Origin of the sequence: Bacillus sp. HNG (assembly GCF_003400205.1) — a bacterium.
In the GTDB taxonomy this organism is placed as follows: Bacteria; Bacillota; Bacilli; order Bacillales; family Bacillaceae_L; genus Ferdinandcohnia.
Genome location: NZ_QUQV01000004.1, coordinates 272,446 through 285,640, shown reverse-complemented (window position 1 = coordinate 285,640; position 13,195 = coordinate 272,446). Strand labels below are relative to the sequence as shown.

The 13,195-nt window shown below is 37.1% G+C and carries 11 protein-coding genes and 2 pseudogenes; 1 reads left to right on the top strand and 12 read right to left on the bottom strand.

The window, feature by feature from the left end:
• Nucleotides 1-21 precede the first annotated feature (21 nt).
• The 7 genes from DZB84_RS10115 to DZB84_RS10085 form a co-directional block, all read right to left on the bottom strand.
• Nucleotides 22-1,599, bottom strand: a complete 1,578-nt coding sequence (locus DZB84_RS10115) for an FAD-dependent oxidoreductase (RefSeq protein ID WP_116352130.1) — start codon at nucleotides 1,597-1,599, stop codon at nucleotides 22-24.
• A gap of 23 nt (nucleotides 1,600-1,622) precedes the next feature.
• Nucleotides 1,623-3,170: a DUF4127 family protein gene (locus tag DZB84_RS10110; RefSeq protein WP_116352129.1), complete on the bottom strand. Its 1,548-nt coding sequence runs from the start codon at nucleotides 3,168-3,170 to the stop codon at nucleotides 1,623-1,625.
• A 42-nt stretch (nucleotides 3,171-3,212) separates the two neighbouring features.
• The gene (locus DZB84_RS10105; protein WP_223254408.1) at nucleotides 3,213-4,046 is read right to left on the bottom strand and encodes a carbohydrate ABC transporter permease; all 834 of its coding nucleotides are present in this window, start codon (nucleotides 4,044-4,046) and stop codon (nucleotides 3,213-3,215) included.
• A 13-nt stretch (nucleotides 4,047-4,059) separates the two neighbouring features.
• A complete protein-coding gene (locus tag DZB84_RS10100; RefSeq protein ID WP_116352127.1) occupies nucleotides 4,060-4,959 on the bottom strand; it encodes a carbohydrate ABC transporter permease in 900 nt (299 codons plus the stop codon).
• A gap of 60 nt (nucleotides 4,960-5,019) precedes the next feature.
• Nucleotides 5,020-6,306 carry an ABC transporter substrate-binding protein gene (locus DZB84_RS10095; protein ID WP_223254407.1) on the bottom strand — a complete coding sequence of 429 codons (1,287 nt, stop codon included), beginning with the start codon at nucleotides 6,304-6,306 and terminating at the stop codon, nucleotides 5,020-5,022.
• 200 nt (nucleotides 6,307-6,506) lie between these two features.
• On the bottom strand, nucleotides 6,507-7,103 hold the full coding sequence (locus DZB84_RS10090) for a DUF624 domain-containing protein (RefSeq protein WP_116352125.1): 597 nt from the start codon (nucleotides 7,101-7,103) through the stop codon (nucleotides 6,507-6,509).
• A gap of 27 nt (nucleotides 7,104-7,130) precedes the next feature.
• A complete protein-coding gene (locus DZB84_RS10085) occupies nucleotides 7,131-7,988 on the bottom strand; it encodes a MurR/RpiR family transcriptional regulator (RefSeq protein WP_116352124.1) in 858 nt (285 codons plus the stop codon).
• A gap of 319 nt (nucleotides 7,989-8,307) precedes the next feature.
• Between DZB84_RS10085 and DZB84_RS10080 the strand changes: the two genes are divergently transcribed.
• Nucleotides 8,308-9,378 carry a hypothetical protein gene (locus tag DZB84_RS10080; RefSeq protein WP_116352123.1) on the top strand — a complete coding sequence of 357 codons (1,071 nt, stop codon included), beginning with the start codon at nucleotides 8,308-8,310 and terminating at the stop codon, nucleotides 9,376-9,378.
• 429 nt (nucleotides 9,379-9,807) lie between these two features.
• On the opposite strand, the gene DZB84_RS10075 is transcribed toward DZB84_RS10080, so the two are convergent.
• From DZB84_RS10075 to DZB84_RS25630, 5 genes and pseudogenes are all read right to left on the bottom strand, one after another.
• Nucleotides 9,808-10,041: a hypothetical protein gene (locus DZB84_RS10075; RefSeq protein WP_116352122.1), complete on the bottom strand. Its 234-nt coding sequence runs from the start codon at nucleotides 10,039-10,041 to the stop codon at nucleotides 9,808-9,810.
• A gap of 53 nt (nucleotides 10,042-10,094) precedes the next feature.
• A pseudogene (locus DZB84_RS10070) lies at nucleotides 10,095-10,409 on the bottom strand (IS1595 family transposase); the annotation flags it as partial.
• A gap of 221 nt (nucleotides 10,410-10,630) precedes the next feature.
• Nucleotides 10,631-10,999 (bottom strand): hypothetical protein, encoded by a 369-nt coding sequence (locus DZB84_RS10060; protein WP_116352121.1) that lies wholly within the window; start codon nucleotides 10,997-10,999, stop codon nucleotides 10,631-10,633.
• 254 nt (nucleotides 11,000-11,253) lie between these two features.
• A complete protein-coding gene (locus tag DZB84_RS25635) occupies nucleotides 11,254-12,201 on the bottom strand; it encodes a methyl-accepting chemotaxis protein (RefSeq protein ID WP_411266259.1) in 948 nt (315 codons plus the stop codon).
• Nucleotides 12,193-12,942, bottom strand: a pseudogene (locus DZB84_RS25630) (HAMP domain-containing protein); the annotation flags it as partial. The pseudogene DZB84_RS25630 and the gene DZB84_RS25635, both read right to left, overlap by 9 nt.
• Between the last annotated feature and the right edge of the window lie 253 nt (nucleotides 12,943-13,195).

The following is a 13,195-nucleotide window of genomic DNA, read 5'->3' as shown; positions in this document are numbered from 1 at the left end:
TCCTCCTTTTTGAACACGTACTTATAGGTCAATATCCGCTGGCCAATGAATCTGAACGCCACGATTTGTTAATAGATTTTGATATTCCTCTAAGTGATTCTGGTCTTCCCTTACCTGATGTGGAGTCACATTGTTTAATAGGGAGTAAGCTACTAAATATCCCGCTGATTCTCCAATATTCCATTCCGTTGGGTGAAGTCTGTAGCATCCATTTGTAATCTGGGTGGTCCCAATATTTTTACAAGCAGGGATCAGATTCTTCACACGTACTGGTAGTAGAGCTCCTAGCGGTATTTCATATGGATAGTTTGGAATATAGAAGCTTCGGTTTGAAACCGTTGTGTGGTGCAAATCTAAATGATAGCTTCCAACTCCGACACTATCGAAATACTCACATATCCCTTTGTCCCCTCTGATTTCTTTACTTACATCCTTTTCGGTAATAGTATAAACCGCTTTAATTCTTCTGGATTCACGAATGTACGGATATTTTGCAAGCCCATCCTCTGTATCCAATACATCTTTACGAAGCCTTAAGCCAGGGAAGCCCTTTCCTCCATCGAGTCTTGGTGCTTCTGTTTGCAGCCAGTATAAAAGGGATAAGCTTTGTTGTTTTGCATTAAATAAGTTTTTTTCGACTTCTTCTTCTGGCACTCCATAGATTGGTCCAAGAAAATAGTCATTTTGTGCCCAATTGATGAGGGAAATATCACCTTCGTATAAATTCCCTTCCAAATTCTCTGTATCTAGTATTCTTCGATAGGTAAATAAGGAAGGGATCCCTTGATCATTAGGGAATAGGGTAAATTGCTTTAACTTTGATGTATCATCAGCATCTGTTGCATACCAACTGAAAAGTGGTAAATGCGAGAAGCTTGGCATATATTCACGCCAAAACTCATATTGTTCTGGCTTATCGATTACAAAATTTCCACCCTCCACATAATCCACTGCAAACACATAGGTAAAGGATTGCATATCAAGTGGATTTGCTTCTTCTAAAGCGTGAGGTTCCCCAGTTTGTTCTCTAGATTCGGCACCTGAAACAAATTCGACACCTGCGATTGGTAAAACATCGCCACATTCGGTAGCATCTAAAAAGTATCGACCGACCAACTCAATTTTTCGAGGCTCAGAGATGTGTGTCACCGTGACGGATTTTACAACATCTTCTTCTGTCTTCGCCTCCAAAGGCTTATAGTTGTATAAGACCTTTATTTTTCCGCTGTTTATATATGGGGCGAGCATATCCTCAATGACTTTTAACGCCACCTTTGGTTCATGTGCCAATCGGCTCACCCAGCCATTACCTGGGTTCAAAATGTCATTTTCCTTTGCTTCCTTTGTGAGCGGATAATTGTCACGGTAATATTGGCGTACGCGATCTCTAAATTCCCGATACGTATCGGTACGACCATATCTTTCAATCCATTTATGTTCATCAGGAGGTACTGCCTGACTTGTAAGTTGTCCACCCAGCCAATCTGTTTCTTCCGTCATAATGACCTTTAAGCCCATTTTGGCAACAGCTAGTGAGGCCATGCAGCCACCTAAACCTCCGCCTATTACCACGACATCTGTAGATTCTTGCTTCATCATTGCAATAACTCCTTTATAAACGACTAGTTATTTACTCTAGGTATATGTTCAACATCCAAACCAACTTCAAACATACGGTTCCAAGGCATGTAGCATTCTTTAATGAGTAGATCGTTTTCTTCACCACTAAGATTTTCCTTGATAAACTCGTTTAATTGTTTTAGGACCATTTCAGAAACCTTGCCGCGTTTCCCGTCCAGAAGGAAATAGTCATAGCCTAATTCAGGTAACACGTTATTTGTGATATTTTTTCTGACGACGCTGCAATATCCAGCATCTTCGACATAGCGTAAGGCAAGAAAATTCTTATGAGTTTGTGAGCTACCATACACATTGTGAATCATTCCTTGTGCAATGCATGTTCCGAGTGTATTTGAACTTGTATTCCAGCCTGCGTATCCAGCTAATCTAAAAAGAAGATTTTTTCTTTTTAATAGCTTTAACAGTCCTAAATCTGAACCATTCGCAAAGGCAACATCGCCCACTACGCATGGAATGTTTCGTTCTTTTACTGTATATTCAAGCTGCTCTACAAAATCGATTAGGTTTCGATTCACCTGATATTTTGTACTTAGCTGATCCTGGTAGGCAGCCTCCATCATTGGCTCGACTGGCGAATTTACAAATAACGCAAAATCAGCTTCAGCGATATTCGAAGTCATGAGTCCACCTGCTGCCAATATTTGATATTTAAGAGTCTCCATTAAGGGACGATCTTCATATAACGGTGTGACAGAAGGGCCTTGATTGCTTGAGAAAACTGGGTATACCAATGGTCTTTTTCCTTTAAAGCTATTGATCATTCTGGCGAGCAACGTACACCCAACCTCATCTGCCCCAGGATACATATACACATCTAGCTCAAGATTATGAGAGGCAATCGCTCCTCTAACCTCCTGCTGATCTATCGCTGTCCATCCGTAAGGTGCGGAATCATCCTGCGGAATGATCATAAAATCAATCGTTCCATTACTCACAAATTCGAGTGCAAGCTTATTTACTTCAACATTGATTTTTCTTCTAGATAGATAATCATCAACAACCTCTTTTGGAATCTGTTGTTTTAGATTTTCGTACTGCTTTTTTTCTTCTTCCGATGCAAGATTGGCAGAAATGAGATGATGCAACTTCCCATATTGGAAAATTTCACTTCCCCAGTCTTCATAATAGTCCGGTTCCTCATCACTGCTTGAATACTTTGGACATCTCATAATTAAATTGAATGCGTATATTTTTACATTTGGATTAATTTCTTTAATTCGTGAAAGCCTGGCGAGTGCATTCCTACACTCATCCAAAGTTAGATGATGCAATCTGGACGGGATAATTCCTCCATATAACAACGTATCTAATGAAAGAATCAGACCATCCGCATCCGTAGCTTCCTCGTAAAGCCATTCCCACATTTTCTCTGTGTTTCCTGGTACCTTTTTATCCCCCATCAGTTCCAAATTGGGTCTTACTAGATTCACTTTCCCATTGGAAGAGGAGTCTTTGTTCCCTGTTAGAAGGTTAGGAAAATCATAGTTACATGGGCGTTCGTCTAATGGGATATAAGCAATTTTGTACATTCGAAATCTCCCTTTTTCTTAGTACTTTTTATTTCAGATGATTTATCCTTTAACCGCACCTGAAATACCTTCCATATAATATTTTTGAGTGAATAAAAAGACGAAGATGATTGGTAATACCGAAATGACCGTGCCGGCAGCAATCCACCCAAAGTTATATGAAAACTGACCATTTAAAAAGCTCAATGCTGAGGCTAATGGGTATTTTTCTGTATTTAACACTATGATTGGCCATAAGAAGCTATTCCAGTTCGCCATAAATTCAAATAATCCAACAACCGCTACAGCTGGTTTGATCATTGGCATCATCAATTGACCCCAAATTCGAAGTTCGGAAGCTCCGTCCATTTTTCCAGAGTCCCTAATATCTGTTGGAATTCCCATGAATGCCTGTCTGAACAGGAATACGTTAAATACGGAAACAAGCGTAGGAAGAACTACTCCAGTAAAGGTATTAATTAATCCCATTTTATTAATCGTTAAATAGTTAACAACTAGGCCTGCAGCTGCAGGAATTATCATCGTAGAAACGAGTAACAAGAAAATAAAGTTTCTTCCTTTAAATTTAAAAATAGCTAATGGATATGCAGTTAACGCACTAAATAGAATACTAAAGGTAACACCTAGGAAGGTGATAATCACCGTATTCCAGATATATTTAAGAAAGTCCATATACTCCCATACTTCCAAATAGTTTTTGAAATCAATAAAGGTTGGAAGTATCGCAGGTGGAAAAGCAAAGATATTTTTCCCTGGCATCAGTGATACACTTAACAGCCATAAGAATGGTCCCATCATAAATAGCGCAAAAATGATTAACAACGCATAAACGAAGGTTTTATTGAGAATTTTTTTTAGTAGGTTCTTTTTTTTCATAGGCCCATCCATATTAATATGGATTTACACCACCCTTCTTGTTAAACACGAAGATGAAAATACTAAAGAACATAATAATGAAACTAACAATCAAGCCTAATGCAGATGAATAACCAAACTCAAATTGTTCGAAACCTTGTTGGTAGATATACACACTGCTCGTTAAGGTTGCATTACCAGGACCACCAGAAGTTAAGACGAAAACTTCATCAAATACACGAATCGCTGCCATTAAGGAAATGAGTGTACAGAAGAACACATATGGCTTTAATAAAGGAATGGTAATCTTACGAATGATTTGGAAGTTACTCGCACCATCAATTTTTGCTGCCTCGATACAATCCGTTGGAACTGCTTGAAGGCCCGCAAGATAGATCATCATGTAATACCCTAGGCCCTTCCATAAGGTTATAAACATTAAAGCCCAAAGTGCTGTGTCTTTATCAGATAGCCAGTTTACTTTTTCACTAATGATCCCAACTGACATTAAGAGGTAGTTTAGAACCCCGTTTGAGCTCATTAACCAGCCCCAGATAATTGCAACTGCAACCATCGATGTTACAACTGGAATATAATAGGCTGTTCTGAAATACTTAATACCCGCTATATTTCGATTCACTAAAATAGCCATTAAGATAGAGATGATTTGGATAAAAGGTACGATAATCATATATAATAGAGAGTTTTTAATCGAAGCAATAAAATCAACGTCAGAAAATGCACGTTTAAAGTTGTCAAGTCCTACGAAACTCGTTTCACCGATAACCGAATAGTTGGTAAACGCCAAAGGAACACTGAAAATAATCGGCCAAAAGGTAAAAAGAGCAAGTAATAGTAACCCTGGTGCCATGAAAAGCCAGGCTGTTTGAACCTCGGTAAATCGGCTATAACCGGAAGCTCTTTTCTTTCCCATGGGTATTTCCCTCCTATTGAAAATGGGCAGAAATTCATCTGCCCATTCAATTTTCATATATTAGCGAGCTAAAATATCATTAATTTCTTTTTCTGCTGCTTCAAGCTCAGCATCAAGATCTTGATCATTGATGTAGATGTTTTGAAGATGCTTATTTAATGTTTTATTCACATCGTTAGCGTTTTCAATTCCAAGATAAAAGTCTGTTGCTTTATCTAAGCTTTCAACAGAAGCAGTTAAAGCTTGTCCCTCTAAAGTGCCATCATTCTTATAGAAGAATTCATTCTTTGCAGCTTCCTTAGTAGATGGAAGTGTGCTTGCTACTTCAGAGAATGCCAATTGGTTTGCATCGTTTGTTACATAATGTGCAAAAGCAGTTGCTGCATCAACATTCTTCGAATCCTTTGGAACAACTAGATTCATAGAGTTTGTAAAACGAATTCCTGCTTTTCCAAGTGGAGCTGGAACTGCGATTGTTTTTTCATATACATCAGGTGAAGCCGTTTTCAATTGGTTAATAAATGAAGAGCTTGAGATAATCATCGCTACTTGCTCACTACCAAATAATTGAACTTGCTTATCGAATGCAGGAATATCTTTAGGAATTACCCCATCACCAATTAAATCAATATTGCTTTGGATATATTCTTTAACTTCGTCGTTATTGAATACAGCTTTATCACCTTCGACAATTTTAAAGCCTTCTTCAAGAATGGAACGAGTTTCCATTGTGAATACGTATCCAAAAGCACCCGTTTTATCTTGAATTTGTTTACCCCAATCTGCTAAGTCTGCTTTTGTTGCTGGTGGAGTATTTATATCAAGGCCAGCTTTTTCCGCTAACTCTGTATTGATATAAAGGACTGGAATACCTGTATACCAAGGAAGCGCATATACACCTTCACCTTGTGCAGTAGAATCATAGATTCCTTCAAAATAGATTCCTTTTTGCTCATCTGTTAATTGTTGGTTGAAGTCAACCAATGCACCTTTTGAAGCCATTTGGTTCGCAAGCTCAGTATTTAAGTTAACTACGTCTGGAGCTTGTTTACTTGCAATACTTGTTAATAATTTGTTTTGAACGGCATCATACGGGAAGTCTTTCCAATCTATCTTTACATTTGGATTTTCTTCCTCATACTTTGCAATAAGATCATTGAAATAGTCATTAAATGTTGGTTGAAGCGAAATTGTCCAAAACTCAACTGTTGCTTTTTCGTCTCCGCCTTTTTTTGAATCTGAGCCTGAATCTTTTGCTCCTGAATCTTCAGAGCCACATGCAGCTAAGACACCTAAAACAAGTAAAAACACCATAGCTACAGATAGTACTTTTTTGAATCTACTCATTTTTCTCACCTCGTTGGATTTTTTGAGTTTCGAGTCCTAATAGTAATTGTTTTTGTGCACCCCCTATTAGACTTCAAAACCAGGATTTATTAAGCGCTTTCATCAGAGAATCAACTCTCTATTAAAAATGTATCACCTTTTGGAGATTTAATCCACCTTTTTTGTAAAAAAATAAAAAAATCTCCATTTTTTATTCTAATCTAACTATTCTCCATTTCATGATCCCGTGCAAACATCAGAAAATAATAGGTGAATGCTAGAAGACTAAAGCCAATAACAAACGGAACAAACCTTAAATAGATAGATAAAATAACGATAAAGCCATTGATAATCGTGATGAGTAAGGGTTTTAGCGGTTTCCTAAAGAAGAGAAAAAAACTCCGGACCACTAACGTTTTAAAATGATGTTCTCCCAAAATAAATAGTTTTGTAAGATAGCTAAATACCCCGAAAAAAACAAGAATCACAATGATATTAAAAGGAAGAAGAAAGTTTTGGAGGACATTTGGCATATAAAAAGCAGCAATGATGTCCCCAATGATGACAACTGATACCAAAAGAAGAGCCAACCAAAGTTTCAACCCTTTTTTTAAATAATTGTAAAATAGCTTGAAAAATAGTTTCCATGCAGGTGTTGGATCCTCTTCTGATGTATATTTGATAGCCCCCACCAGAGCAACAAAGGCAGGATATGCTGTTACTAAAGGAAGTGAACATATAATAAATAAAAAGTTTAATAGAACCAAATCTACGATATATTCTAGAACTTCAAATAGTTTATTATTTGAAGAAACCATGATTACCACCTTTTTCTACTAGTTGTATTAGTACAATTTGTCCAGAACGGATTCTGCAGTATTTTTAATAGCTCTAGATGCTTGTTCTTTATTATTTAAGGCAGCGGTCGTTGCTAGAACATCTAATAGTAAAAGCTGAGCAATCTTGGAAGAAAAAATGCCACCTTCAAATGGAGATTCTTTATTTGCAGCTAGAAGAATTAAATCCGCATATTTAGTGATTGGTGACCTCGCTTGGTTTGTGATACAAATGATATACGCCTTGTTTTCCTTCGCAATTTCAATCGCATCAACAACGTCCTTCGTGCTCCCCGATGAAGAGATCGCAATAATTAAATCCTCTTCTCCTAATAGCGAAGCAGTCATTGACATGATATGCGAATCAGAGACATGCTCCGTATTATAGCCTAGTCTCATTAAGCGATGTTTGCCATCTAAAGCCGTAAAGCCTGATGAACCCACGCCAAAGAAAAAGATTTTCTTAGCATTATTAATCTTTTCTACCGCTAGCTGTAATGTTTTATCTTGAAGAAGTGCCACTGTATCATTTAAAGCACTTACATTTTGGTTGGCAATCTTTTTTGCGATTACATCAACGGAATCATCTTCATCTATTTTCCCGTAAACCTGTTCATCTGCTTCCATGAGATTTTGTGCGACTGCTAATTTAAATTCCTGAAACCCTCGATAGCCTAATTTTCGGCAAAAACGTAAAACCGTTGTCTCGCCAACCCCAACAACTTCCGCTAAATCCGTAACAGAGGAATATACGGCTTCCGCATGATTGACCATTATATAGTCTGCTACCTTTTGTTCTGTTTTCGTAAGTGAGTTATATACAGAGTTGATAATTAATAACGGATTTACTTTCTCTGTTTTTGGCATAAAAATTCTCCTTTTTTGATTAGAAAGGTTTTGAAGAAATATTCCTCCAGTTTGTTTAAAAGAGAATATATCCTCCAACTCTAGAATACAAAACTCTCCGCGTGGGGTCAAGGGGACAGGTCCATTCTTCACCACTTTTTCCAGGAACAGCGAACCTGCCTTAATTAAAAAAGGGGACTTTTTCCTCATTTTTTATAAAAAAGAAGGATATATCCATCGACAATCGAATTGACATAAACATTGAATTCCCATCTCAACCTCCAAAGATGATTAAACAGCCATTATTGGGATTTCAATATAATTGAGAGGAGGAAAAGGAATGAAAATGAAGTCTGCTTTCGTTTTAGGTACTGTTTTATTGGCATTTCTACTGCCAAACCAGACCTCTGCCAATGAAAATTATGTACCTATTGAAACGCTTAAGCCTGCAGTTCACTTGGAAAAACCAGAATTAAAACAAACAGGAGGAAAACTAATACTTAGTGATTCTCCAGAAACATACTCCGACAGTGGTGCGTTTTATCGCGACACTGCTACAGGCGAATTCCGTGTATTTTGGCATCATCAGAATGTGAGTGGAGAGAATCGAAACGTCAGCCTAGCACTAACAAATACTTCAGATGAACCAGTAATGTTATTCTCTAAAGGTGTTGGAGCTTCAGTAAGTATTTATCCTGACGTAGCCGGAAAAGAAGCGTTAGTACAATTCCTTGAAGAAAAAGCTGAAAAAAAATACATTCAGACTTTACTTCCTGGTGAAAGCTATTACTTGGAAACCAATGCAAACGATGGAGAAACGGTAAGTGGAATTGCACAATATGATGTCTATACGAAACATGGTCATGAGCCGGCTACTGTTACTGCTACAACACTTAACTATGCAGAACGTCCAGCTGACCCGCTTTCTGTAGAAATCTTACCGCCTGATTCACATGTACGCGGAAGTTTTCCACATTTTGATCGCGAAGGTACACTTACGTATGATACTGAATTGGGAAATGCCTATATTCGACTTTCATCCGCTGCTTATGGTCAATGGAGCGATAAATTACCAGGAGAATACGAAGAAGGAATTAGTGTCGTTGATGGAAATAAGCCTGTGATTAACAATGGAAATTATGGTGTTTTATATAATTTAGACGTTAACGTGGAAAATAGCTTACATCATCCACTGCAACTCTCCATCTACGATAACCCAGCAGGTGGATTCGGTCATTTTGCTATGGTATGGAACGGTAAACTTAACACGACCGGATTTCTAAGCTATGTCAATGCATGGAAGTTTGCGACTGAAACAATTGGAGCCAACGGGAATCAATATGATTTCGTCACAAGTCTTCCAGGTGGCGCATCTGGTCCATCTGTTATATACTTTGTTCCAGAAAAATAAGTGAAACGTAGGAAGGCTGCCATGGTAATTGGCAGCCTTTTTAATTAGGTTTTTCCCCTTGGCTAAAAAAGGTACAATGCCTTTCGTGATGGTTTTATTTTGGGGAATTGCGTTTTAATGGAGTGGAATTGTGTTTTATTTTAGGGAATTGCGCTTTAACGAGGAGGATTTGCGCATTATTTCGTATAATTGCGCTTTAGCGATTTAGGTCGGTCCTTTTTCGTGTGCCTAACACAAAGAAGACTAGCAATCATAACTAGATTGCTAGTCTTCTAACTTTCAACTGGTACAGGGAAACTTTCTTTTTTAAAAAGGCTATGTTAAAGAAGAATGTTGATAAATATACCATAAAAAAGAACATCCAAAGGAAGTTCCTTTTAGTATATTACTTAAATGATTTCTAAATCATTTAACCAATCTAGTTACCGATTACCCTCTTTTATTTAAATACAGTTTCCAAATAAATAGTAACCAAAGAACAATACATAAAACAGTAAAAGGTATTAAAAAAGTGCCAAAATCAAATTTAAAGATAATAATAGAAAGGTAGACCAAACTGAATAAAATAGGCAAAATTAAGGTTTTAGATGTTCTTGCTTTTTTTACCCAAACAAACTGTAAAATCAAAATTCCAAGAAATATAACAAATAATAAATATGTCACAAGATTCCTCCTTTCCCAAAAGTGCTAAATTTATATCATTGTTCTTACAAACTTTACGTTCTTAGCGACTGATAAGTATCATTGATTGTAACAAACAACTATCTACAAGAATTTTAGTAAAAGATACATTTCACTTCGATGTCTCACAATTCTAAGAACTGAAACCAACTCAAATAGTGGTCAAGGTATTTTGTTGCCACACCATTGAATCGTTGCATCCAACCTTTTAATCGGCTGTGATAGTTATTGATATTTTGTATATGATGCAGCCCTTTGACACACTCTGTACCATCTGATTTAAAACGACAATGTTCTAATCCCTTGCTTTTTGCGTAGGTAGAAAAAGCCCTCCAAGCATCAGTACAAAGAGTGTGTCTGATGATAGTAATCGCAAGAGACCGCCAAAAAGCTACTTATTCAGGCGTGATTGGTAGAGGTCGAATTGTGAAAACCCAAATAGACAAGGCGATTGGCTCTAAAACACAAACTTGACGTGACTAAGGCCACGAAATTTTGAAGCACCTCCATTACCTTTTTCAGAGTAAAGAAAATACGTCTATCTCCTAAGAAGTTGATTGTGAAACAGTCCTTAATGTTTTGAAATTGCTCCCATTCCTTCTAGTACAATTTTAGCATCCTTATTAAAATAAGGAAGTAGATCCTCGCGTAGCAATAGCTGGGAGTTTTCCTTTACAAGCAATTTTAATCCTCTTAAATCGAACTTTGTAGCATAGGCATTAATCGTATTTATTATGGCTAATTCATTTCTTTGTAACGGCTTGTAATCAGAATTATGCATATCGGTTACGACTTTCAATAGTTCCCGAGCATTTTTATTTAAGAAATGCCCTTTAGTATTTAACAAATCAATATTTTCTTCAATGTATTTTCTTGCAGTTACTAAATCTAGTTCATCTACGCTGTTGTTTATTTCCTTACAGACCTGTTCTATATCCATCGTTAAGCTCCTTTGAAATCATGTCGAATATTGTCTAATTTTGTTATCGGTTAAAATCCTAAAATATTTAGATTGCCTAAATAAAATAACCCCATCTCCGAAGAGACAGGGCTATTAATAAGGTAATAATTGGAGCTATTATAGCTTAACCATTATAAGAAAAATCTATGCTCAAACTTTACTTCGACCGCTTCAATGCGTATCCCTGAGACTGCAGTTTCAACGAATTTCCAATTGGAACGGATGTACCAAAGTTAAATTTTAAACTTCTTAACCAACTCTTGTAATTCTTCCGCCATTTTTGTTAATGAAGTTGATGAGGCGGTGATTTCTTCCATCGCAGCGAGTTGTTCTTCAGTTGATGCTGACATGCTTTGAGTACCTTCAGAGGTTACCTGTGTGATGTCAGCTACTAATTCCATACTCTTAACCATTTGTTCTGATCCTGCTGATAATTCATGTACGGCAGATGTAATTTCTTGAATTTGTGAAGTAACTTCTTGTACGGCTTGGCCAATCTGGTTGAATGAACTTCCCACGTCTTGGATAAATTTGATTCCATCAGAAACTTTTGTTGTTGTGTCATCCATTGATTGAACCGTTTCCTCTGTATCTTCTTTGATTCCAGCAATGAGGGATGATATTTGTTGAGCAGAAGCTGATGATTGTTCTGCTAGTTTTCTAACTTCATCCGCAACGACTGAGAATCCTTTTCCATGTTCTCCTGCTCTTGCAGCTTCAATGGCTGCATTTAACGCCAATAGATTTGTCTGTTCGGCAATACCTGTAATGACGCCAATGATTTGGTTAATTTGATTGGAGCTTTCTCCTAATGTTTTCACTTTTTCAGAGAGTTGGTTTACCGTTTGACTGATTTCGTTCATGCGGTTTATAATCCCTGAAACGGAGCGATTGCCATCAATGGCTTTATCGGAAGCCTCAACTGATGTATTTGAAACAATTTCTGAGCTTGTTGCAATTTGGCGTACTAATGAAGTTAAATCTATAATTGTTTGGTTGGTTTCGTCCAAGCTTAGCACCTGTTTATCCGTTCCAGCTGCTACCTCTTGAACAGTTGAAGCAATGACTTCGGTTGCTTTTGTCGTTTCTTCAGAGCTTGCTGATAATTGTTCTGAAGCTGCAGCAACCTGCTCTGCATTAATCGCTACCTGTCTGACTAAATCTCGTAATTTACTTACCATCTGATTAAAAGATGTTGCCATTTCACCTAGTTCATCTTTTGTTTTTATGGATATGGCTTGGGTAAGGTCAGCCTCGCCTTCTGCGATTTCCTTCAAACGCCTATTCATAATCATAATTGGCTTATTAATTGATTTTATGATGAGTGATGAAGTGAAAACCCCACCAACAAGTGAAAGAATCACAACTGCGTATAAAACGATTGAACTTATTTCTTGGGCTTTTTCTAACGTTTTTGTATCACTGTTAATTGTTTCGGTTACTTCATTTATAAGTGATTCAATACTCGGATCCACCACCTGTTTTCTGATGTTTCTTTGTTCCTCCATATGAATCTCAAGGGCCTTTTCCTGCTCCCCGCTTCTGTATGTATCTACCACTTTTTTATTTGTTTCAAAATAAGTTTTTAGGTTATTGTCGATTTCTTCAAGTGCTTTCGCATCTTCTATATCGAGATTTACTTTTTTTACTTCTGAAAAATATTGCTCAATATCTTTTTCTTTATTCGCAATTCCCGCTACCAGTTCTTCATCCCCAGTAAGAAGAAACGCTCGTTCATCATTTGAAATCCCCGTAAAACGGTATTCGATCGACTTCAGTGTAAATTGCAAGTCTTGATGTATCTCTATATTTTTATATACCTTCTCCGTTTCATTTTGTTGATAAATGGATAACCCTCCTGTGACAAGCAAAGCTATCAACAATAAAGAAACGAGCAAACTAAGTTTTGTTTTAATCTTCATAATGACCCTCTTCTCCCTGATGTAACTACAAAATTCTGCATTTTTCGACTAGAACTATTTTACCATAAACGGAACCAGAGGGACGGTTCTTTTGGCCCCCAAAAACACTTTTTATTTTCTTTAGACAAAATTTTTTCACATAAAACCACTTGAGCCCTGTTAAATGATTTTGAGGATGAAATGTGTAAGTACATTAGAATAACTTTTTTATAAAAATGTGGACTGTAACAGGCCTTTTTTGAGGTACCCAATT